The sequence below is a fragment of the Paenibacillus sp. FSL k6-2145 genome (genome assembly GCF_037976585.1).
GTDB lineage: Bacteria > Bacillota > Bacilli > Paenibacillales > Paenibacillaceae > Paenibacillus.
Map to the genome: position 1 here is coordinate 6,261,721 of NZ_CP150267.1, position 23,311 is coordinate 6,285,031.

Consider the following 23,311-nt stretch of genomic DNA (forward strand, 5'->3'; position numbering starts at 1 on the left):
AAGTTTTTGTGGACTCCTGCTTGTTCTGCTAGTTCTCTTTGACTCAGACCACTTCTGTTTCGCTCGATTCTGATACCCTCACCAATAGATAATAGAAATTTATTTTCGTTAATGTACATAAATCATCACCCACTATAGATTATCAAACACACTAAAGTGTGTCAATATCGCGTTGCTAATTTCATTTCCATATATTACAATGGGCTTGTACTCAAACGAGGCTATCACTTGCTTCAGTGATCAGCTTATGAAAATTAGGAGGAATAGAAATGAAACAAGTTCAGTTTAGAGTTGAGAGTTTGAGAAAGATCCCGAATCCTTACGGCCAGATTGATCCAGTCACTAAAAAGCAAACACCTGAGACTTACATAACATTGGTAGATGTGCGAGAGATTCCTGATAACATACCAACACAAACCAACCCACGTGAGCAGAATTTGCGCACTAAGGTTGCTGGGCGTATTAAAGAAGGGCTCATCGGTGATAATAACGCATTTTTTCTACTAAACCGAGGTTTGCTTCTATCGGCCAAGGAGATTAAATTTGACAATGTGAATTCCATGCTCACTATTTTTTTCGAAAATGAAGAACTTCATGGAAATGTTGATGGTGGCCATACTTACAAAACTATCTTACAAAACCGAGAAAGCATTGAGCCTGGTAAGAAACAATTTGTAAAACTAGAAATCTTAACAGGGATTGAAGATATCTTTGAAGACGTGGCGGCAGCGAGAAATACGTCTGTTCAGGTTCAGGATAGCGCTATAGCGGAGCTTAAAGATAAATTCGACGTCATAATTAAAGAAACAGTAAAAAACGAGCCATTCAGTGAGCTAATAGCTTATAAAGAAAATGAAGAAAAGCCGATCGAAGTTGGCGAGATTTTAACCGTATTACACATGTTCAACCTTGAAAAATACCCTGACATGAGTGGTATGCCTGTTACCTCCTTCAGCGGTAAGCAAGCTTGTATCAAGAATTATATCGAGACATACGATAATAACATGGTCAATCAACAAAAGCATAACCCATACTACAAAATGAGAAATGTTATGGTGGATATCTTTAAGCTTTATGATGAAATAGAAAGTAAAATGGACAGAAAGTATCGTGAGGCCCACAGTAATGGAGCGTACGGTAGAATAAAAGGTGTCGATTGCATTAGATCCAAGACGAAGTATTACGGAAACACTATCGAATACCGATCCCCTAAAGGATTCATTTATCCAATTGTAGGAGCTTTCCGAGCACTTCTTGTTGAAAAAAATGATCAATATGAATGGCGTGAAGGAGCTAATCCTTTTGAGTATTTTGATGAGTTGGGAAAGGACTTAGTTGTAGAATCAGTTGAACGTAGCAGAACACTAGGAAACAACCCAGGTGCTGTAGGTAAAGATACTAATCACTGGAAACAATTGTATCAAAATGTGCTCAATAGCTACTTGATGAAACAAATGAACCTAAGATAGTTCAAGACTTCATGCTGGCCTGTGTTACCTACACTTACCACCTCACTTCGGCTTAGCCCCGCGCTATAATCGGAGTGAGGTGTTTTTATGTTTATTTTTCCGATGCTGCTCGAAACAGCAGCAGGTCCATTCAGCCATTCAGGGTTTATTTTTGAACCTAAAGTTGATGGGCACCGCTTAATATATTCTCAACAATCCGGCGACGTCCGGTTATATACACGTCACAATAACGATTGTACTCGTCAGTATCCCGAGTTACTACTGCCCTTTGACTCTGATATCATTTTGGACGGCGAGGTCGCTTGCACCGATCCGGAGACTGGATTAAACGACTTCGAGGCAGTCATGAGCCGGTTCAGCACTCGGCAGCATTCAAAGGTTCAGCAGTTCCCCAAGACGCTACCAGCCACGTTCGCCATATTCGATATCTTGCAGTACAAGGGTCAGGACCTGCGTAAGCTCCCCCTCATGGAACGCAAAGCAATTCTCCGAGGCCTCACACTTCCCACCAGAAACTTTGGGATTGTACCCCACATTGAAGGCGCTGGAGAGGAGTTATACACTCAGATAGAGACTATGGGTATGGAAGGCGTAGTTGGTAAACGCAAAGACAGTCAGTACGTCAGCAGACGGTCCAAGGATTGGCTGAAGGTTATTAACTGGTCCTATACAGATGTGTACATCACGGGATACAAAAAATCCGAATTCGGGTGGCTTGCTGCCGTCCCAGATCCAACCGGCAAAATGCGTCCAGTGGGAATTATTGAACATGGTCCCAGTCCAAAACATAAGCAAGCATTCCGTGGAGTTTGCCAGCAGCTGATAACAGGTGAAGACAAGAACAACGTTTACCTGGAACCTCGAATTCAGGCCAGAGTTAAAATGCGCAACTGGACCAAATCAGGCTTGCTGCGTATTCCTGTGTTTGATCAATTTATCGTGTGATTATATATTGTAAAGAAAATACAGGAGGTGCTTTGTATGTGTGGTAGATTTACGATCACTGACCCCATAGATGCGATAATGGACAGGTACTATGCTTCTATAGCTGATGGCTTTGAGTACAAACCTAATTACAACGCTGCACCCATGCAGTACATCCCAACCATTATCGGAAGTAAAGACGGTAATCGATTGAGTTCGTTACGGTGGGGTCTTGTGCCTTCCTGGGCAAAGGATGACAAGATCGGTAACAAGATGATTAATGCCCGGGCCGAGACGCTGGTTGAGAAGCCTTCCTTTAAACGCCTGATCAGTTCAAAGCGTTGTATCATTCCGACAAATGGATTTTACGAGTGGAAGAAAGAAGAATCGGCAAAGCGTCCAATGCGCTTCTTGATGAAGGATGACCGTTTATTCTCGCTTGCTGGACTGTACGATACCTGGACAGATCCGGACGGGAACAAGCTGAACACATGCACCATTATTACTACAGAACCGAATAGTCTCATGGAAGACATTCATAATCGTATGCCAGTGATCCTGCGCCCTGAGGATGAGTCTGAATGGCTCGGAAGAGATAATGACGATGTTCAGTCGCTACTTGGACTACTCAAGCCATATCAAGCGTCAGAAATGCGAGCGTACGAGGTGCCGAAGGAAGTCGGCAATGTACGGAATAACTATGAGGGTTTAATTAATGAAGTAGGTTAAACAGAAAAAGAGCAGTGAGGTCTAAAAATTCCTCACTGCTCTTTTTGGTACTTCTAAGATTATGTTCTTTGAGACAAAAGCAACATAAATCAAAAATCAAATTTATTTTATATTGCACCTGTGGACACTGATTATAAAAAATCAGTGCCCAAATAAAATCCCATAGTTATTTGTAGGTAGCTTTAGTTAATTGTTGGCTTAATTAAAAAGCTTTAAAATCTCCAAAATCACTTTAAACGATAACACAGTAACCAATAGTATCCAAGCCCACTCCATAAAACTTCTCTTTGAACGATGTTGCTTCATTTGAATATTCTTTCTTGGGCAGCTACTTGGGAACCTACCTAATTATTTTAATACGAATACATTAGGTAAAGCAAGTACCTATTGAAAAGCCAAAGGCGGCATACGTCAAAGACGTACTGGACCGGATTGCGGAGTAGCACCTCCCCTTTCCTTAATCCACATGATATCCTAGCCGAATAATAATGGAAAATCATAGCAAAACAAGGGATTAGCGTATTACATGACCCTCCCATATATGATACAAATCAGACCCGTTAAAGACGAGAGCTGTCATTATTTCTTCGCAACTGTTGCGGAATTAGATGGATGCCAAAGCAACGGAGATACCTTTGCTGAAGAATACGAGAGTGTTCGGGAAGCAATGGAGGGACATCTGGCGGTAAAGTTAGAATTTGGAGACGTCATTCCTGAGCCGATCGGTGAGGATGAGTACAGCGAGAAGTTTAACCTGCGGATTCCAAAGAGTCTGCATCGGCAATTGGTTGAACGTGCAGCTGCGGAGAGTGTCTCCTTGAATCAATACTGCCTATACAAATTGAGTAGATAAACTTAAAGAGCCCTACTGACCAATTAAGGTTATAAGGGCTCTTTTGACTGTGTTTTAATTGAAAAAATTGTGGTTATTCGAAGTATTGACGAATAAATTCTGTTATGGTAACGTATGATTATGAAATGAGCACTTTATGAGGCGTATTAGTCGGACTAATGCTACCCTTGTAGGGTGCTCTCTTTATTTTCCTTAATGTCTAACACAATGATCAACTTTCTTAAAACTGTTCTTGAGTTTACATTCGCATTTAATTCCTCATAATGTCTAATTAAGAATTCTCTTATTTCTTCTATTTCCTCAGGGAGTGCCGCAATACTCCAAAATAATAGAAAATGAAGTTTTTTCGTTTTAGGAACATTGGATAGATAAATTTCATCTAAAGAATCAAATCTATACTCCTCATATGACTCAAAATCCCTTATCATACTTTTTGTTAGAAGATCCTCAGGATTCTTATCTCTCATTTCAGTTACATTTTTATCAAGGATAATATCTTTCTCCGATGGAAGTCTGGATAGGTATTTGTGAACAGGGATAACAGAATTTCCTTTTAGTAGCTGAGGAAGCCCTCTTTCAACAAATATTTCAATAGGAAGTATTGAGGCAAGATCGTCATAGAGTATGTCCATAAATACTTGATCGCTTCGCACGCCAGTCACTCCAGTAAGTTCCATCGCCTGTGACGGTCTACCTATTACTACTACAACTTCATCTCCTCCATCTTCTTCATCATTCATAAGATTTATGACACGCTTCTTTTCACCTTGATAATCATGGACGATATCATATACAAGGTTTTTTAATCGCCTTATTTCCCGAAGTTGAGTAAATGTCTTTAAACCTATCATTTGCTGATACAATTGGGAAAAATCTGATATTGATATCTTAGACATATTTATTCGAGTTCCATTAAAGTCGATAGTGTGAGGGCCGATTACAGGTTCTGATTTTGATGGATCATAGTCTACTATAACTAGGCGTTTTTCGAAATGATCCAATTCTTCATTAGTTTCTAAGCATGAATATACATCATGCAAAAAGTCCCTGATATTCTCATCGGTGATTGAATATCCAAAAAATAGAACAGGATTTTCTGCAAACATATTGATAACCTTTGCTGCAAGCACTTTGCTTTTTTTATAGTAATTTTCATAATCATTTTGGGTAAGGATCATTGAATCTGGGTCAGTCACACAGCCATGAATCTTCATAAGGGTTCCAAGCTCTGAACCAGTGAAAATTTGTTGTTTTATTATCTTCTCATGGCTCGTAAATACATAATCTTCTAAGAATGTATCATAATTTGTAGTTATAACCGTCAACATTTTATCTTTGAGTCGTCTCAACAGCTCAAGCTCTGGCTTCATTTCATCTTTGATTGAATAATTTTCCAAAGTTGTTTTAATGAAATACTTTAAAGGAATCTGGTCATCACCAATCCCCTCTAATTCAAACTTTCCTTCATAGAACTCCATATTAAAGTCAGATTGTATGTAAGATCCGAGAAGCTTATACATCATGTGACTATCGTTTTCAACATTATGTTCAGACTTAATTTTTTCTATATACCATTTATATTTTCTGTCTGGCATATCATGATAAGCAGAAATACATTTGATCAGTAAGCCCTTCCAATCAAAGCTATTGGAAGTATACCTTTTGGCCATCCCTGAACCGATAAACATGATAGGCAATCTATTTATTTCTTTAAGATTGGAGAAAAAAGATTCTAAGCTGTTACTCATATATCTCCCTCCTTAGCTTTTTAAGTACAATATACCATTAAATGAGTACAGTGTTATAATTTTATTATTTATTGTACTTTACTCATCTAATTAAATTAAAAAGAACCTCACCTGCTCCATAGCCAGTGAGGTCCTTTTACCGATTCTTCCGGATTTAGATTATAATACCAGAATTATTATTTTACTTTTGATTATTTGGCGAGAACAACAGCAACTACCATAGCAGCTACACCCAATATTACCGAAATAGTGAGACCTATAACAGTAAATTTTGTTGTTTTGGCTTCATCTTTAACATCTTTGAAATCGGAACGTAGATCTGACTTCATATCATTTATAGCTGATAAAAGGCGATCTTCACGCTCTTTAGACTCCTGTCTCCATCTGCGATCCTGTTCAAGCATGTCTTCACGATAGCGCTTTTCCCTCTCCTGAGCATCCTTATAATACCTTTCTTCACGCTCACGGGCATCACGGGTTAAGTGGTCAAGGGTCCATTTATTAGACTCATCCATGCTATCACCTTCTTTTCCATTACTATTTTGCGGGTAAGTAAATGCGGTTTGTAAATACCCTTGCCTTATTTCAGCCATTCCTGGGTCGCTTACATTATGTTTAGCCACATCAAAATAAAAAGAATCAATATTCTTTAGAATATCGTCGTTCTCTTGGGCTGAATGACCATTTGACCTCTTAGTTTTTCTTCTCTGCTCCAGATCAATCGGAACGTTATTGAATAAAGGGTCACTCATTTCGATTCCTCGTTTAGAAATTTAGTTACGTGCTTGTTTAAACCCTCAAGATAATTTAGAATACCTTTTTTAGAATCTAGAAGATGTAGCCTCTTCTCTGTAGACCAAAAGCATTTCAATTATAGTTAAATTATTAAGATTCATAAATGATGAAACATCTAGATCTAAATCCATATATGAGCCGTCAACTCTCATAAACCGAAATAAATTTTGATCAGCAGTTACAGATTCTACGTTCATCAATGCATAGGGTGAGATATTATAACTTCTTACTGATGCTAAGTATGCATATTGAAAGTTTTCTCTTAAGGACAGGTAATAAGATTTGTTTTCTACTATGTACTCTTTTAAATCTCCATCTTTATCTTCGTTTGAAATCAATATTTCAATTGCGTCTCCTACAGGAGGTCCATAAATTGAATCTAATACCTCTTCGAGTGGCTGTGAGTTGCTATGAAGTCTAGAAGTCTGATATTGAACAGTCCTCCATAATATATCCATTGTAGATTTTTCTTTTTTTATCTCTTCATTTAGGATAGACAATCCCTCAGTAAGAGACATCACCGCTTTTTCTGATAACATGATTTCTCCTCCTTCCTTCTTTTCTTCTTGATAATACCAATATCCGTGCAAGTTGTAAATTTAAGAAAAGGTACGATACTAACCTCGTACCTTTTCAGCCAAAAAAAGATTCGCATTGCTCAGTATTTTGACGTACTTAGCGTAGCCGTTTTGCTTTTGTTGTCCCAGCCGATCTTAGCACCAATAGATTCTCCCACTGCACGCAGCGGCACAAACGTTTCCCCCTTGATCAACACACCATCTTTGATCTTCTTCCCATTCACAATAACAGTTGCCTTATCCATAGCAGCCTCATCCTCCTTCTGTTTATCGATCTGCCCCAGCTTCACATTCACAGCAGCCTTGAAGAGAGACCAGCCTGTCCATTTGCCGTCATCATACATCAGACGTGGGCATATCTTACCGGACCAGTCAAAGTGGCGCCTCAGCCGATCCACACCCCACCCACGCTCCTCCAACATCTTCGCCACCAGCTCCGTAGCATTCTCCAAGGTCTGAGCGTAGTCGCCTGACTCGCAGATTTCTAAACTGATCGATGTCCGGTTTCCCGAAGTAGCACCGCTGCCGTCTCCAGCATGCCAAGCATTCTCATTGAGCGGAATACATTCAACTGCTTCTTTCTCGTCCACAACAATGTGATAACTGGCCTGACGAACATTGGTAGGGTTAGTGAGCCAGGCACGCTCATTGGCGGCCGAGCTATTGGCATTCCCCGTATTATGAATGGTGATCGTTTTCGGGTTCATAGAAATCCCCGAACGGCGACTATTTGTCGTGGATCTCGGTATGTGGTCTTTACGGTACTGCATTACTATTCATCTCCTTTGCTTACTTCTGGCAACCCAGCCAAACTTGTGAGTAGACTAGTGATTACCGATAATACGACTGTTCCCCCCACTACACGCCAGTCCACTGCTGTGAATACAGTAGTTGCACCGATAACACCAATTGCTACCTGGGCCCCTGTTTTGATAGCTCGAACGCCTGCTGCTTGCCACCATTTATTTGTCATAATTACATTCCCCCTAACTTAATTCCGGCCCATACAGCCGCAACAATAAGTCCAGTCACTCCAGTTAAAGCCGCTCCGTACACGGTACGTTTCAACCACTTTTGGTCCTCGTCATGCTTATTTAAACGCGACAATGCATCTGCTGCATCGCGCTTTGCATCATGAGCAACATCGGCTGTCTTCTTCAGAGCGGATTCGATCTCAACAATTCGAAGAGTCATTTGTTGGACCGCCTGCAATGCTTCCTTGGCTATTTCTCTGACTTCAGCTACGCCTGGAGCCAAAGCAGCCAAAGGTTTCAACGCTTCCTCAATCCGAGCTAGTTGGACCTTTAAATCAACAATCGTGTTCACATCCTGCATGTCATTCACACCTCCTGGTATGGCTTCCATCGTTTTCCCCCATCTCTCTGTTCAGGAAATGTTTCCTGCCCTATTCAATTGTCTTTGTGCATTCTTTTTGTTCTTGAATCTCAATTGCTGCCAGTGCATTCCCAATCTCCAAATCTAAAGCTGTCAGAATCTCTTTTTGATTAAGTGGATGCGAGCTAAGAACCGCAGAGATTACTTGGGTCAATTCTTCAACCGGTTTATTCAAATCCAATTCAACTTGGAGTGTATGTGTCATCTTTGCCAAGACCTTTCCTCCTCTCTATACGAAAATAAGCCCCTTCCAATTAAGGAATAGGGCTTCATGTATTTATTATCTTTTATCTTTGTTACGGAGTGGCTACGGATTTATAGTCACAGAAACAAAAAAAAGAGTCCGTCGATAACGGACCCTCAGAGACTTATTCTATTTAGCAGTAAGTAATGCTTCAGCAATTAGTTTTAGTTCTGCTTCATATTTCGCTATCTCAGCATCATATTCAGAAAGAGACTTTTCCCATTTGGCTATCGCTTCTACATTTTCGCTCTTGCGGACTTCCTCCAATCCTTTTACAACATCATTTCTGCCTTGTACAATAGGTGGGATTATTTTGGTTTTATATTCATTCTGCATTGACTCAAGATATGCTTTTGACTTACCCGAATAGGTATTAGAAACAGGAGATGTCTCTTCTGTACCGACTGGGATAGAATTTTCAGACGTAATAGTAATTATTTTACCACTCACAGATACATCAGCTCCCAATGCTTCAGACAAAGCACGAGCAGGCACGTTTGCCTTGCTATCAATAAGAGCTCCTTTGTCTGATAATTTTTTACCATCTACAATGATTGTGTATTCACCCGTAACCTTTTTTCCAACAAGTGATTTGACCTGATCAGCAAATGCACCGGCCGATGTCGAAAAAACAATACCTATGATAATGCCGCCAGCAATATATGCAACCTTATGTGCAAACTTTTTCATGACTCTACCTCCGTTGGTTCTTTTTTCCTATATTACCCTACGGGGTCGAAGTCGTAAAGGTTCCACCACCAGATGTTTGGTTTTGCGGATTGCCGTGATTGTGGTTAGCTGTAGTCACGGAATGAGTATGAGTATTGAAAGCAGATGTCAGGCTTGAAATTTGCGATTGTAACGATGTTAATTGCGCTTGAAGACCTGTCACACTTGAAATAGTTAATCCTGTTGCACCAGAATTGAACGTTGCTGCCCCGCTAAATGTAACAGCTCCTTGGAGCCTAATTGGATTGCCGGAGTTATTAGAGCCAAGAAATAAATTATTACTAATAATAGAAAGTTGTCCGCTCGATTGATATGAATTAATCTCCCCGACAGAAGATCCGTTCGTGTCCCTCCAAATAATTGCCGCCGCAGTAGCATCTTCAGTAGTAGCGATTTGAATTCGAACTCTATTACCAGCATCATACGAACGAAATCCTTGGGAGTCTTGCTCTATTCGTCTACCAGTTGCTGCCGAACGGATCAATGCCCCAGTAATTGTACCACCATTGATATTTGTTCCTGTTACAGTAGAGGCCGTTATAGAGCCAGAGAAGTTCGCACCTACTGCGGACATAATCCCTCCTGAAGTAACTGTGAACATCCCATTGCCTACATTTATTGATGAACCAACGATTGCCCCGTTTTTAAAGTTGGAGTACTCAATGTTGGCATAGTTAGCGGTTAAGCTATTCGCAATCAAATCGCCCTTCATGTTTAAACGGAAAGGCGCACTATTAAATGACGATGCTCCTGCTGCAATACCGTTTGTATTGATCTGTACAATGTCCTCACCGTTACCGATCAGCATGGAGACAAAGTTACCGAGTTGACCTACTACTTGCTCCGCCACAACTCCCCGTGCTGTGATTGCTGCTCGTATCGATTTCCAGCCATCTGTCGATATCCCTATCCCTTTAGAAGTCAATCTGACTTGTTCCAGAGGATTCGTTTTCTCTTGAGCAAGTATCCCACCTTCTGGTGGATAGATCAGTTCGGTTTTGCTGTTGTTGATGTCAATGACCGCTTGCTTAGCGAATGATTCAAAGACATCCGTCCGGATCTTCCCGTTTGAAAACAGGTTGTTTGTGATATTCTTATTTCGTTCCAGGTCACTGATAATATCATCGTAATCTCTTAAATTAATATTGGAGATCGTCGGTTCAGCATGCTTGTCTAAACTGTATGGATACTCTGTGAGTTCTGTGATTCGGGCTTTTAGGCGGTTCATTCCCATATCAGGGTCAATACACATGACATCATCACCCAAATGAGGCTTGGGTTCGGTGTGATCGATTTTGAACAAGTCTGCTGTCGATATGGTCGCTTCCAATGAAACAACTTCCTGTTCAAGCAACGCTTTACGTGTAGCCCTCAGCAAGTCCTCTGCTTCCTCAATATCCTGTTCGATGATCTCTCCATCGTAAAATGGAACCGAATCACTCGCCCAGTACTGTGCAAAAGGAGATATGAGATAATTGACCGCCAGCTTTCCATTCACAATTGTTCCAGGTACGCTTGATAGTAGACTACGCTCCAGGTCAGTCAATAAGGATGCATCCATACCAATGAATGTCCGACCATCTTTCATCTGTGCATACATTCTAGTGACGAGAGATTCACCTTTGTCCTTGAAGGAGGAGGATACGATATTCTTTTTGAGCCGGTATTGCAATCCGTGATCATTTCCGATTCTCTTCTTGAGGTTGATCACGAAATTGTCGGGTTCTACCTCGCATTCATACATATCAATGATTTTATTCAGGGCTTCAAGACATGTTCCTCTTCCAAAATCCTTAACGTCATGTAGATCAAACGTATCGTGGATAACAAAAGTAAATCTCCCACCTGTAGCTTTTGTAATCAACTCCGTAAGTTCATTGAGATGTACGCCATAAGCTTCATCAATGTACGAGGTATAGGGAAACTTGAAGTCATTAAGCTTGAACATGACATGATTACAATAGATCGAAGCCATGAGTTTACGACCTTCACGGGACCGGCTTCTAGACTGAATAACATAAAATTGGCCACGCTCATCTTGAACGTGGCCTTTGATTGCTATTTTTTCGCGGTAATCATCTGAGGTCATTGGGACCATAAATGTTACCTCATAGTCACTGTTAATACGTCTTCTTCGTTGTATATCTGAACTATCAACCAACGTTCCTACACGTCGGATGTTCTTATCGAATACTTTCATTGTTGGATTAGGCATGATTCACCCCGATCAATACAGGAATTTGTCTCTATGTGTAACACGGATCAGAACGTTTCTACCTGTTTCAGGATCTGTCCATGTGAGATTGTTTTCTCCAAGGTTTAAATCAAAGAAATCTCCTTCAAGTAAATGTGAAGCATTCACTCCATTTTGAGTTATCTTGTACGAATTGGCATCGATAACAACTTGATCACCTGGTTTGAAAGGTCCGGTGAATTCAAGGAATTCCACATGGTACCGACTCCCTTTGGCTACTGCTCCAAAACCGACATTCATGATAGCTCGTTTGGTAATCTCTCGAATGAAATCTGCCTTTGTGCCAGCAGCCACATCCATAACCGCCGCAAACGAAATTTCTCGGACAAAATCCCCTGTCGCTCCCGCATTGACATCCATAACCGCCGAACCCGTCATTTCCATCGTTGCAGCAGCTACGGCAGATCCTGATATGTCAGCAACTGCCCGGCCAAAGACGAATACGGATATTTGGCGGTTAAAGGCCATGCGGTTAAAAGCCCCTCTGTTAAACATGGCCTTCACCCCTTTCAAAAGGAAAAGCCCCCTGACCACTCCAGAGGGCATAATAAAAGCGCACCATTTAGGTACGCCTTACTTTAACGTTATCCTTACTAGTACCGTAGTGTGTGACAATATTCATCATTGACCTCCTATGTGAACACGCGTGATAGTGTGGTTATACCACTCTGGTATAATTTCATTAGGGTATTAGCGTGCGGTACCGTTGTACTTATGCTCATAACAATCGATAGGTTTTTTAAGTTAGTAGTTGGGAAGTTTTTCACTACTGGTGAGAAGTTAGATAATGTTTTGGATGTTGACCTTTGGTATGTCATGTATCCATTTTGGGGGTCAATGACCAATGCGTTAATATATTGAACATAGTTGGCTGTACCTGTCCCACCTGAGTTTGAAACACTAAACCCTGTACCATCTAATACGACTAGGGACTGCCATACATTATTGCTTTTTTGATATGCCAGGTGTAAGTATGATTGGAGATTAGACCCACCCCCGACAGCACCTGTTAACTCAAGGTAGTCGGTTGAGTAAAGAATATTAATTCCAGTTTCGGATAGTGGGTATACCTGATAGAAAGTTTCCGTCCTTGTTGCACCCTGAATAAGTTTGTTACCAGCACCCCATTGAATTACATCAGTTGGATTATATGTCCCCTCAACATCAAATATCTTAACCCCCTTGACAATATTCCCAGGAACCAAATTTGGCTCCCCCGCGACGATAATGTCGCCGCCGTAAATCCCAGGAGGATTCGTTTTGGTATTCACCCCTGGCGTAATTGTCAATGTATCTGTTGTCTGTTCTAGCAAAGTCCCTACAATATCAACTTGATTCGAATTAGAGAAGCTTTTTCCCGCGCGTACATCAGAAGGGTCAGCATTCCCTTTAGCTCTTACTACTCCTGCCAACTTGTTAATTAGGGAATCCCATGATTCTGATGTGGATGCCGATACACCTATGGAGTTGAGCGCGGCAACCACTTCCGCTTTTCGCTCAACTCCAGCTTGAAAAGCCAGTCCAACTGCCTTTTCAGTAGCAGCAACATCTTCTCTGTTCCCGTTTGTTTTGCTCGATAACTGCACTTTACCTTTTTCAGTCAGTGATGCGTCTGGAATGTCCATCTCGCTTACGGATTGGCGAAGTTCTTCTACTTCTTCTCGTGTTGCAACACCCTCATCGATCTTCTCAAAGATATTATTGATCCCAACACGACTCACACTCTCATTCCCCAAAGGTAGGGGCAGTTTTAAACGATTCGTTTCAATTGGCATTATTAATTCCTCCATTTTGTTGTTATTAGGTCTATACGACATAGCTCGTAAGTTGTTAAATGGTCTGAAATCAGACATAAAAATAGCGCTCCATAATTGGAACGCCTGTTACACGATATTTCCGTTTTCGTCCATCTCTGCCACTTCCAATACAGCAGCCACTTTATCCCGGCTACCTACTGGCACTTGCTCCAACTTGATCAAGCCCTTATGAATCATCATTACGTATACAGCTAACATGGTGTCACCCCCTCTCATGAGAGATACGGCCCAACGGATCAGCAGCCTGCCGAGATTATTACGCATCTGGCATCTCGCCAAGCAGCATCATATGAAGTTCCATGAGTGCCAGTTGGTTTGCATTGCTTTCTGCCGCTAACTGATCCACCTGTTTACTGAGTGCTGAACGTGGCTCCTGCGGCGTCTCTGGATCGGTTGGATCAGGATACGTAAACAATGGTTCTATTGTCTCCAGATCAATCCGAGTGATTTGACCACCAGCATCATAATCAGCCGCGTAATCATCGAATTCCAATTGCAACAAGCCTACCGTTTCAGGAACGCGTCCGGCCAATTCTGAATAGAAAGCAAAGTCTTGTTCTGCTGTTGTCTCAGTGACTAGCCCGGACCGTTCACTGGTAACCCATATCACATTTCCGGTTCCTTTTTCGTAATAAACTTTTCTGCCTATCTCCATTGCTGAACCTCCTTAAATATCGAATGCATACCAAGTTAAGTTGTAGTTAGTATGCGTCACATAAATCGGCAATCGAAATCCTGTAGCGCTCACAAAAGCGTATTCCCCTTCAACATAAAACCTATCGCCGTTTGTCATCGTGACGGTGGACATGCCTGAGTAGGCCCCTGATGTCCGTATCGGTCTTTCAGTGTACACGGTACTTTGCGGATATGCACCCGAGCCACTAGTCAATCCCACCGCAGCCTCCATCGTGATGACAATCATCTTAGGTTTGAAAGCTAAACCGTTAACTTCCAATACATAAGCATAAGCCATCTCGGTAGTTGTTTTTCTAAATAGGACAGAGGTGGTCGAGAATGACGATGTACCAGACGCATATCTCACACCCTCGTTTAATGTACCAATAACGCCAAATATATTTACGCCGTTCTTAATATTCGCAGCTAACAAATTTGCACTACCCAATATCGTCATTGCGCTACTATAGTATCCAGCCGCTTTTGTTTGGTTGGTTGTACCTGGAGTTACCGTCCCGCCTGCACCGTTGTTAACCATAGTCCCTGTCCGGTTATTACCTGTTGCGTTACTGAACGTTGCCCCAGCCAGAACCTGCGATACCGCCGCTGTTCCCGTCGCCCGGATCACCCCGGACATCTTAGCAATGAGTGAGTCCCAGGAATCACTTGTGGATGCCGATACACCTATGGAGTTAAGCGCGGCAACCACTTCCGCTTTACGCTCAACCCCATACTGAAAAGCCTCAGCTACTGCCGACTCTGTAGCAGCTACATCATCCCTGTTGCCTGTTGTAGAATTCGAAAGCATGACAATTCCCTGTTCTGTCAAAGATGCAGGAGGTATCACGATATCGCTCAGTCGTTGGTCAAGATCAGCAATGTTTTCCCGAAATGTATCATGATCATGCGCAGTGAAGAATCTTGCTAGCTTTGTTCCTGCTGCCCACGAAACTGCCCCACTCTCAAATCCTCTCGTTACTCCTGTAATCTCGTTTCCAGTTTTCTCTGTATAAAGTACCGTTTCGGCTGATTCATCCGTTCCCAGAGTGATCAGGTTAGGCGCAGGTGGTAGAACAGATCCATCCAGTACCGTAAAACTTGTTTGAGTATCGTCAATGGCTTCTGCCAGCTCTGTTTGCTTGCTGTTGACCGCAGCTGGATACATGGTTTCTAGCATCGTTTATACCTCCCTAGTTCAATCTGATCTCAACTTGACCCGTCAGGAATTTGAAAATGTCATTGTTCAAAATGCTTCGTGGTGTTTCGAGCGTTCCGAAATAATAAAGGTTTCCACCTGTAACAGCATCCCGCAGTCCAAAATGTGTAACTGTGCCCCAATTTGCTGTCGCTACTGCAAAGGCTACATCTGCCGCAGATTTGATGGCCATCTTTTGTATATTGCTCAAGACCCCGGTAACTGGGTGAAACTCTTGAACTGAAATCTGAGCCGGTTCAGCAAAGGTAAGTACCTGCCTGCCGTAACCTCCACCGGACACCTCTTGCCCCGTATCATTCCAGGTCGGATCGGAATTATAGAGAGCGACATATAGCCTGTCTGGGAATGTGAATTTTTCCCCTCTTGCTGTTACATTCAGTTGTTTGGTCGCTAAATATTTACTAATGTTCATCAGATCACCCCTCTAACAAGTATTCATTCTGAATCTTGAACTTTTGAATTGTTGTGGAACCTGTGTTGGTTAAAACAATCACTGGACTTGCTCGCTCATCCCCCAAAGAAATTACTTTGATCTTTTCTGGAGAATGAGTAATAGTTTCTTCCAGCATGTTTTCATCGCTTTCCGGAAAGGGATGTTTGCCCATTTTGATTGGAATTGTCAGTTCCCCGTCGAAAAGAATCTTTTCAATATCAAGAGTACCGGCATATCTTCCGATGTATCTTCTTCCTGGCAAATCGTCGAAAGTGAATACGATATCCCCTTTTTTAGCATTAAAAAGAGCCGCCACTTGGGCGACTCTTCTATGATAGTCAAGGGAAGCATCGTCTGCCATAACGATACACTCCAGGTTAAATACTCTTGGACCGTAGGTGCTACCAAAATCGATCTCTCCATCCCGTCCTGCAATTTCAAGACTGTAGTCCCTCGTCGGTGGCAACACCGGGATGTTGTGCTTCTTCAGGCCAAGCCCAATCTCTCGAAAAGACTTTCCGTCAGCAGTAGCATTGATCATTATCCCTTACCTCCTCTTGCCTGCATCCTCCGCATCAAATTATCGCGTTCACTCCAGAAGACCTTCGCAGTCGATTCGTCCGCGATATAAGTATCTCCTGATTGAATTACGATTTGACTACCGGTTCTCTCCGGATTTACTCCGTTTGAACCTTGTGGAACTGAGAATTCAGGCATTGTGAAGTCTAGTCTGTGCATTCGTATGTTTAGGAGATTAAACAACGAATCCTGTTGTCGGTCATTAAGGATAGCTTCTCCAGCGTGCGCAATAACTGGAACAGCCGCACCACGAGGACCTTTGACTACTCCCCCTTCACTAAAATGCTGGAGTTTACCTGTATCTTTATCGATTCCATATTTCTTACGAATGGCCTCGTTTTGTTCTTGAAGGATTCGCATGGTTTCAGCATCGCCACGAGCTTTAGCTGCATCCCAAGCATCCTTGTTAGCGTTATAGGTGTAAAGATCAATTTCCTTTTGATATGAAGAGTCCTTCGAAGCGGTGCCTGGAGCCAAAGCTCCCCCAGAGACATCAGTAACTCCAAGTGAAGCACTTGCCGCAGCAATCTGATCAAGGCGATTCTGGTATTCTAAAACAAACACATCAAGCATCCCAAGGAGCGTTTCGTTTTTCTCACTCTCCTTCAGTACCTGAATGTTTTTCAGGTTTTCAGCAGATAGTTCAGTATTTGAAGAAAATTCATCAAAGGCTGCTGACAGATTATCGTAATGTGATTTAGCATCTTGGATTTTATCGTCAAAATCTTTTTCGCGAGTTGTTTTTTCCTCTTGCAATGCCGTTTTCTGATCCTCAAGCGCTTGTTTCGCAAGCTTGCGCCCGTGTTCACGATCCATATCCTCGATATCCTTCTGAACCTGTTTCCGCTCTTCAATACCTTCTGGTCCAACAGCAGACTGAAGTTTTTCCAGACGTGCTACTTTCTCCGCACGCAATCTCTCATAGTCATCCTGATCGTTACTTCGCTCCATGGCTTGAATCAGATCATCAATGGCTTTGATTTTGGCCTCTTGAGCCGAAGTGAAAGCATCCTTCTCTGCCTGGATACGTTTAATCTCCTCATCCCTCGCATTGTCCAGTAACTTTTTCTGCTTGGTTACCGATTCGGATACAGCTTTGGTCATTTCGTCCATAAGTTTTTTCTTTAGATCGTAGACCTTCTCATCTGCATCCATCCGTTGATCGCTTCCTACCAGGTAAGAAGCTTGAAGTTTCATATATTCGGCAAGTTCTTGTTCGGTAGTCATTTCACCGATCGCCTTCAAGTGATTAATTCGTTTCTCAGCAGCAGAATAGTACTCCTTATCCAGATCATTACGCTGCTTATATATTTTCTGTTCTAGATCCCATAGCTGTTCAGAAGACATCGTCTTATCAGCTTGCATCTTCAGAAACTCTTGAAGCTCCCACTTCATGATGTCAACTTTTTGAGCACCGGACATTTCCATCTTCGTAGCTTCTTTGGTAATCCACTTTTCCGAGTACTCGTACCTAGACGAAATCAGTTTCTTGGAAGTATCTTGATACATTTTCTCAGCTTCAGCTCGTTGTTCTGCTTTTAGCGTGGTATCGTTTCGCATCCGGTTGTATGCCTCAGCCTGCATTTGATAAATCTCAATCTCAGACTTACCTTGACGTTCCATCTGATCCGTTTGTTTATCAATCCAATTGGTTGAATTTTTAAATTTCAGATCCGTAATCTTGTTCGTCAAGTCATACACTTGTTTAGCTGATTCAACACGCTGTTCCTCAGTTAGAGCAGTATTTTTGAGTTGTCCTTGATAAAACTGAAGCTGCGTCTTGGTCATTTCCATCTCAGAACGGCCTTGTTGACGCATGCGTTCAACACGAGCTTCCATATTGGCCTGTGCGGTATCAAATTGGTCGCTGGCATACTGATCCTTCATGTCTTCTTTCTCGGACTGCACATCCCCGATTTTCTCAGTCAGGCTTCGCCGCTTATTAGTCAACTCATCTGATTTCAGCCCGGATTGTTCGATCATCTGACGCTGCTCCTGCATCAGTTTCTGGATTTCTGTTTTGAGTTTCAACTGCAACTCATATTCAGCTTTGTACTCTTTTGAATCTTTCTTCATATTCTTCTGTCGTAATTCAGATTGTTTCAAAGCCAACTCTTTGTCAGAGACTTTCATATCTTTAATTCCGAGTTTACTCTCCAGTTCCGAAACATCAATATTATAAAGTTCATCACTAATCCGAAGCAGTTCGCTATCAGCAGTGTTTTTTGCATCCTTCAATTGCTTCTGTGTAGGTTGTGTAGTTGTACTGGACTTTTGTGGAGAATAATCAGCCAACACTTTATCTACATACCCTACATCTCCGTATCCGTCACCAGCATAAACTTTGTCATACTTAGCTGAGTAAGCTTTCATATCCGCTAAATTGTATCCACCTGATTTTTTAAACCAGTCAATGATACCAGCGCCCATGTTGTAACCGCCAAGAGCCATGGCGACATCTCCACCTGATTTCTTCAATAGCTCAGAGAGCATCTTCGTACCAGCATCTATACTTTGTTTAACGGTTGAATTGTTCATGCCATTGACTTGCATGACATTAGTAATTCCTTTGGCTCCGAACGAGGATTCACGTTGAATCACAGCGGCAACTAGATACGGATCGACATTAAATTGATTGGCAGCAGCATTAATCTCAGAAGCGTATTTACCGGCATATGCCACTCCGCCAGAGGTTGTTTGAGAAATAGTGGATGTCGGGTAGGCAACATCTGTCGAAAGCCCAGGAATACGAGTTGCTCCGTTGTATTTCGGTGCCCAGTAGCTGCTATTCAAATCCGAAACCTTTAATCCGGATTCCCCCATTTGAATAAACTTGCTATCACCCATATAAATACCAACATGTGAGTTGTCTTTGCCATTCGTATTGAAGAACACAAGATCTCCAACTTGAAGATTTTTCTTTGATACCGCAGTTCCCACTTTAGCTTGTTGAGCTGCGGTACGTGGTACCTGTACTCCGATTGTTTCAAACATCTCCTGCACAAACTGCGAACAATCTGAATAGGCTCGTTGTTTGAAGTCATCAAACGAACCGGTAAATTCACCGCCTATTTTCTTATATCTCATCACACCGGAGTTTGCCAGATCTACAGCAGTGGATAGCATTCTAGTAATATCTGAAGACGGTGACCCGCTTGTTGTTATTTCTGCTTGTGATGATACGAGTTGCGACGGATCGTCGTATCCTTGCTCGTAAAGCTTCTGTTCCTCCAGCAAAGCAGCACGTTTCTGGGCGAGAATATCCAGATATTCTTTGGATGACTTCGCGACGCGTTTTTGCTGAGAATCCAGCTTTTCAAGTGACTTGTTGTAGCCTTCAATCGCCTTCTGTAAGTCCGTCATAATCTCTACGGTTTCTTTTTTGGCCTTGTTATTGTCTTCTACCCCGTAAGTGTCATCTTCCAGAAGCTTAGTCATGGCTTCGATCTGGTCATTACTTAATTGTAGTTGACCAGCATATTTTTTAACGACATCATTTAACTCATTAAGTTTTTGTTTTTTAGCTTCAAGTTGCTCATTTGCCTTTTGTTGAAGAAAATTAGCTATGCCTTGATTCATAAGCTGCGTGCTATTCAATTCAGAAGCATTCTTCTTCTGCTCCTCGGTGATTTCTTTATCAATATCTTTAATTTTCTCGCGCGCTTCAGCAAAGGTTGAGATAGACTCAAACTCTTGTCCATAAAATTGAATTCGTTTTAAACTTTCCATCGCAACGCTTCGTGTTGAATCCCTCTCAGCCTTCAGATCATCAATGGCTTTCTTGATTTTTGCTTGCCTCAATTTTTCTAGAATTTGACCTTCAAATATCCAACCATCCGTTGTTTTTCGTATCTGAGAAGCTAATTCAGGATATTTCAAAATCAAGTCTGCTACAGCAGATGCACTTAAAGACTGTCCTTTGGAGAGTGTGTCCGCAACTTGATTCAGCTCAGAAACAGAAGAAATACTCGCTTGAACGGATTCTCTCAAAGCCTTGGTCTGCTCAACCAGTTTTTCGGTCAGTTCTTCAATCGTATCCGAAGCCTTACCGTTTATTCCGGCTAAAGCATCTGACTCCTTTTGAGCTTCAACAGATTCAACTGTCATTTGTTGCATCTGAACATTCGCATCACTTAATGATGCTTCAAGTTCGCGATTTTTGGTCTCTAAAGAGCCCAGTTTCAATTGTAAATTCTCCAGTTGGTTGGATGATTCGACCACGCTTTTGAAACTGAAAATGTTCTTCATAAACTCCACACCGCCAGCGATCAAACTATTTTCAAGAGTCTCTATCTTCTCCTTCGTTTTTTCAATAGCTGTGATGTTTTCATTCATTTGGTTCTGTAAACCGTTTTTCTGATCTTCTAATACAGCTTTTCTGGCTTCCCTTTGCTTATCAATGAGCGAATTAAGCGCAGAAATTTGTGTTTGAGTCGCCTCATCCGTGAACCCCGCTGCTTCAAGCTGTGCCAATCCTTCTTTACCTATAGTCATCGCCAGAGCCTTAGATATCTCTTCCAGTTGACGTTTCGCCTGTTCCTGTTTACTTGTGGATAGCGTTCCGCCATCAATCATCGCTTTTAAGGAATTATGAGCGTTGACCATCTTCGGCAACAAATCAATCTGACGTTGATACTGACTAATCATTTGTTGACTCGCTGAATCGTTGTCCTTCATCATCTGAATCCGATCACGTTCTGCTTTTTCGGCTTCCCCACTTTTCATCGCAAAAATAGCAATAGCTCCGACCAGCAGAGATAGTCCCGCAGTTGCCGCCGCCATGGTCACCGTAGCAGCAGCCTGTGCCCTGCTCAATGCACCGGTTGCCACTGTTGCCGTGGTGGTCGCTACAGCTTGTGCTTCCCTTGCGGCAGTCTGTTGAACTGTGGAGATAGTTACACCTTCGCTGGAAACGATATTAACCGTATTTGCTGCTGAATTAACTGCTGTTGCAGTTGTACTTGCGACCGTTGAAACAGTTTCTTGCGCTTTGGCAGCATTCAGTACTTGAATTGCCGCAATTACAGACGTAATCGGACCGCTGAGGGCTTTATATGCCAGCAACAAACCGCTCAACCCTGCGGCGGCTGCGTATACTCCTGTAGGGATTTTTGTTAGGCCGATTAAAAGTTGGTCAATTCCGTCTAATACATCTTTAATCATCTGGCGCAATCCATCTTCGCCAGCAGTGTTAAAGATTTCAAGTAGTGAAGTTCTGGTTTGAGCTGCCTTGCGTTGGATCGTATCCATTTGAACGGTCAGATACTGCATTGTAGATCCGGAAGAGCCAACAGACGCAGCAGTTCCCAGCAAGATATCCCCCACGTTAAGCGATGCGGCAAGTTTTGCATACTGGTATACCCCACGAGAAATATCCGCATAGGATTGTGTGAGGTCATAGTTTTTGTCTGTCACCTGAATGGACAAATCTAATAGGATGTCCTCGGCCTTCCGCCACTGTTCTACCCCATCAACAACTTCCTTGGTTTTCACACCAAGTCGTTCAATCTCATCCACCGCTTTATCCGTCCGTATTGTACCAAGGACCGTTTTCCACATGTTACCCAAGTTCTCCCCGGATAAGGCAGTGTTCCGCACACCTGAGGAAATCAGACCGTTCATTACATCGAATGATACGCCTGTTTCAGCGGCTATTTTACCAGTACGTTGGAATGCAGCCCCAAGATCACGCGCCGGTGCCATTGTATCGTGTGCAACCTTAGACCAGGAGTCTAAGACCCTGTTACCAATAACCATAGCTTCATTGGCATTGGTGATATGAACTCCATATTGAGACATTACAGATTCCATGGACTTGGTAGCGTCCTCAAGCTCAACCATGTCCACCGTGGACAACTTGGTAGATTGACGCACAAGCTCTTGAACAACGTTAACATCTTTGTACATCCGGCCCCAGAGACGAGCTGATTCCGTAACATCCAGAATGTTTGATCCAAGTTCATGGGCCGTTTGAATGAAAGCTTTCGTCTCACGGTTGAGCTTTTGTGTATCCATAACCATCTTGTTCGTTCCATCTTCAAAATGAACAAAATAGTGTTCGTTGGTCTGGACGTACCCCGCCATGTTGGATTCAATATCCACCAAGCCCTCTTTCATGGCTTGAGTGACTTCATGCATTGCCTTGTACATCGTGTGGAATACGACTGCGTGTGTAGCCATGTCACCTAAGCTACCAATCCAACTTTTAGAGACGGCATCCATTGTGGACCCCATCCGTTTGGTTTGCTGTTCAGTTTGAGACAAAGCTTGTCGAATCCGCTGTTCCTCTTGCAACACTTTTTCCCGGAGAGCTTCTTCTTTTCGCTGGCGTTCTGTAAGAGCAACACGTATCTTCTGTTCCTCTTGCAGAACACGTTCCCGCGTGCGCTCGTCTGTACCCGTACCGGTTGCTTTCGCAGCCTCTTGTCCCGATTTAACTGAACGATTTTGAAGAATCTGCATCTTTTGTTGATGCTCACGTTCAGACTGCTCAATCTGTTGATTTCTTCTCTTAATCAAGGCTTGTTGCGCCTGCATTTTAGTATCTATCAAGCGGTTAGTTTGCTCGATCTGTTGAGCCCTGGCACCGAGCAAAGCAGTTTGAGCAAGTTTTTGCTTTTGTTGAGCTTCATATTCGGCTATTATCTTCTGACGGCGCTGATCCGAGGTTAAAGCCATTTTATCCATTGCTGAAGTTATATTCTTGTATGATTTCTCAGCGGTTGATAGTTCAGCATTCAAGACCTTAAATGCATCTGCGTTTCCTCGCGCTCCAGTATCGATGTTTTTGAAAGACTGCAGGACTTTGCCTGTATCTAGATTAATCCGCGCAGCAACGACATCTCTATTTGTACCTTCTGCCATATTGCCTCC

General features: G+C 42.4%; 21 protein-coding genes. 4 read left to right on the top strand and 17 right to left on the bottom strand.

Annotated elements, in window-relative coordinates:
- The first annotated feature begins 269 nt into the window (after window positions 1–269).
- From NZ043_RS27650 to NZ043_RS27665, 4 genes are all read left to right on the top strand, one after another.
- On the top strand, window positions 270–1,469 hold the full coding sequence (locus NZ043_RS27650) for an AIPR family protein (protein ID WP_339309775.1): 1,200 nt from the start codon (window positions 270–272) through the stop codon (window positions 1,467–1,469).
- Between the two features lie 87 nt (window positions 1,470–1,556).
- Complete coding sequence (locus NZ043_RS27655) at window positions 1,557–2,414, top strand: ATP-dependent DNA ligase (protein WP_339309776.1); 858 nt, start codon at window positions 1,557–1,559, stop codon at window positions 2,412–2,414.
- Window positions 2,415–2,450: 36 nt separating this feature from the next.
- The gene (locus NZ043_RS27660; RefSeq protein ID WP_339309777.1) at window positions 2,451–3,122 is read left to right on the top strand and encodes an SOS response-associated peptidase; all 672 of its coding nucleotides are present in this window, start codon (window positions 2,451–2,453) and stop codon (window positions 3,120–3,122) included.
- A 526-nt stretch (window positions 3,123–3,648) separates the two neighbouring features.
- Window positions 3,649–3,975, top strand: coding sequence for a toxin-antitoxin system HicB family antitoxin (locus NZ043_RS27665; protein WP_339309778.1), 327 nt, complete (start codon window positions 3,649–3,651; stop codon window positions 3,973–3,975).
- Between the two features lie 161 nt (window positions 3,976–4,136).
- On the opposite strand, the gene NZ043_RS27670 is transcribed toward NZ043_RS27665, so the two are convergent.
- From NZ043_RS27670 to NZ043_RS27750, 17 genes are all read right to left on the bottom strand, one after another.
- The gene (locus NZ043_RS27670) at window positions 4,137–5,723 is read right to left on the bottom strand and encodes an SIR2 family protein (RefSeq protein WP_339309779.1); all 1,587 of its coding nucleotides are present in this window, start codon (window positions 5,721–5,723) and stop codon (window positions 4,137–4,139) included.
- A gap of 191 nt (window positions 5,724–5,914) precedes the next feature.
- The gene (locus tag NZ043_RS27675; protein WP_339309780.1) at window positions 5,915–6,475 is read right to left on the bottom strand and encodes a hypothetical protein; all 561 of its coding nucleotides are present in this window, start codon (window positions 6,473–6,475) and stop codon (window positions 5,915–5,917) included.
- A gap of 69 nt (window positions 6,476–6,544) precedes the next feature.
- The gene (locus tag NZ043_RS27680; protein WP_339309781.1) at window positions 6,545–7,057 is read right to left on the bottom strand and encodes a hypothetical protein; all 513 of its coding nucleotides are present in this window, start codon (window positions 7,055–7,057) and stop codon (window positions 6,545–6,547) included.
- Between the two features lie 119 nt (window positions 7,058–7,176).
- A complete protein-coding gene (locus NZ043_RS27685; protein WP_339309782.1) occupies window positions 7,177–7,803 on the bottom strand; it encodes an N-acetylmuramoyl-L-alanine amidase in 627 nt (208 codons plus the stop codon).
- Window positions 7,804–7,868: 65 nt separating this feature from the next.
- Complete coding sequence (locus NZ043_RS27690) at window positions 7,869–8,069, bottom strand: holin (protein ID WP_339309783.1); 201 nt, start codon at window positions 8,067–8,069, stop codon at window positions 7,869–7,871.
- A gap of 2 nt (window positions 8,070–8,071) precedes the next feature.
- Window positions 8,072–8,461: a hemolysin XhlA family protein gene (locus tag NZ043_RS27695; protein ID WP_127549651.1), complete on the bottom strand. Its 390-nt coding sequence runs from the start codon at window positions 8,459–8,461 to the stop codon at window positions 8,072–8,074.
- A gap of 40 nt (window positions 8,462–8,501) precedes the next feature.
- Window positions 8,502–8,696 (bottom strand): hypothetical protein, encoded by a 195-nt coding sequence (locus NZ043_RS27700; protein WP_339312893.1) that lies wholly within the window; start codon window positions 8,694–8,696, stop codon window positions 8,502–8,504.
- Window positions 8,697–8,864: 168 nt separating this feature from the next.
- Window positions 8,865–9,425, bottom strand: coding sequence for a copper amine oxidase (locus tag NZ043_RS27705; RefSeq protein ID WP_339309784.1), 561 nt, complete (start codon window positions 9,423–9,425; stop codon window positions 8,865–8,867).
- A 37-nt stretch (window positions 9,426–9,462) separates the two neighbouring features.
- Entirely contained in the window at window positions 9,463–11,679 is a 2,217-nt protein-coding gene (locus NZ043_RS27710) for a phage tail protein (RefSeq protein ID WP_339309785.1), read from the bottom strand.
- A 12-nt stretch (window positions 11,680–11,691) separates the two neighbouring features.
- Window positions 11,692–12,222, bottom strand: coding sequence for a hypothetical protein (locus tag NZ043_RS27715; protein ID WP_339312895.1), 531 nt, complete (start codon window positions 12,220–12,222; stop codon window positions 11,692–11,694).
- A 128-nt stretch (window positions 12,223–12,350) separates the two neighbouring features.
- The gene (locus NZ043_RS27720) at window positions 12,351–13,493 is read right to left on the bottom strand and encodes a phage tail protein (RefSeq protein WP_339309786.1); all 1,143 of its coding nucleotides are present in this window, start codon (window positions 13,491–13,493) and stop codon (window positions 12,351–12,353) included.
- Between the two features lie 108 nt (window positions 13,494–13,601).
- Entirely contained in the window at window positions 13,602–13,733 is a 132-nt protein-coding gene (locus NZ043_RS27725; RefSeq protein WP_339309787.1) for a hypothetical protein, read from the bottom strand.
- A gap of 58 nt (window positions 13,734–13,791) precedes the next feature.
- On the bottom strand, window positions 13,792–14,190 hold the full coding sequence (locus NZ043_RS27730; RefSeq protein WP_339309788.1) for a hypothetical protein: 399 nt from the start codon (window positions 14,188–14,190) through the stop codon (window positions 13,792–13,794).
- A 12-nt stretch (window positions 14,191–14,202) separates the two neighbouring features.
- Window positions 14,203–15,387: a tail fiber protein gene (locus NZ043_RS27735; protein WP_339309789.1), complete on the bottom strand. Its 1,185-nt coding sequence runs from the start codon at window positions 15,385–15,387 to the stop codon at window positions 14,203–14,205.
- A gap of 13 nt (window positions 15,388–15,400) precedes the next feature.
- On the bottom strand, window positions 15,401–15,838 hold the full coding sequence (locus NZ043_RS27740) for a hypothetical protein (protein ID WP_339309790.1): 438 nt from the start codon (window positions 15,836–15,838) through the stop codon (window positions 15,401–15,403).
- Between the two features lie 4 nt (window positions 15,839–15,842).
- The gene (locus tag NZ043_RS27745; protein ID WP_339309791.1) at window positions 15,843–16,400 is read right to left on the bottom strand and encodes a phage tail domain-containing protein; all 558 of its coding nucleotides are present in this window, start codon (window positions 16,398–16,400) and stop codon (window positions 15,843–15,845) included.
- On the bottom strand, window positions 16,400–23,302 hold the full coding sequence (locus tag NZ043_RS27750; protein WP_339309792.1) for an NlpC/P60 family protein: 6,903 nt from the start codon (window positions 23,300–23,302) through the stop codon (window positions 16,400–16,402). The genes NZ043_RS27745 and NZ043_RS27750 overlap by 1 nt, the downstream gene beginning before the upstream one ends.
- Window positions 23,303–23,311 lie beyond the last annotated feature (9 nt).